The 423-nt window shown below is 63.4% G+C and carries 1 protein-coding gene; it reads left to right on the forward strand.

Annotated features, from left to right (window positions below; all coding sequences use genetic code 11):
- Nucleotides 1-423: aldehyde dehydrogenase family protein (locus tag ASU23_RS16355; protein WP_156423167.1), on the forward strand; the 423-nt coding region annotated here is incomplete at both ends.

Raw genomic sequence — 423 nt, forward strand, 5'->3', positions numbered from 1 at the left:
GTGCTTCTCCAACTCCGGTCAGCTGTGCATCTCCATCGAGCGCATCTACGTCGAAGAGTCCATCGCACCCGAGTTCATCCGTATGTTCGGTGACCGCGTCAAGAAGATGAACCTCGCCGCTGGTTACGAATTCGGAATCGAGATGGGCAGCCTCGTCTCCGAGGCCCAGGTCAAGGCAATCTCCGCGCATGTCGACGACGCAGTGGTCAAGGGCGCCACCGTCATTGCCGGCGGCAAGGCCCGCCCGGACATCGGACCGCTGTTCTACGAGCCCACGCTGCTCACCGGGGTTCCCGAAGACGCCGAGTGCTACCGCGACGAGACCTTCGGGCCGCTCGTCTCGATCTACCCCGTCAAGGACGTCGAAGAGGCCATCGCTGCGGCCAACGACACCGAGTACGGCCTCAACGCCAGTGTGTGGGC

The organism is Rhodococcus sp. KB6, assembly GCF_001445685.1.
GTDB lineage: Bacteria > Actinomycetota > Actinomycetes > Mycobacteriales > Mycobacteriaceae > Rhodococcus_F > Rhodococcus_F qingshengii.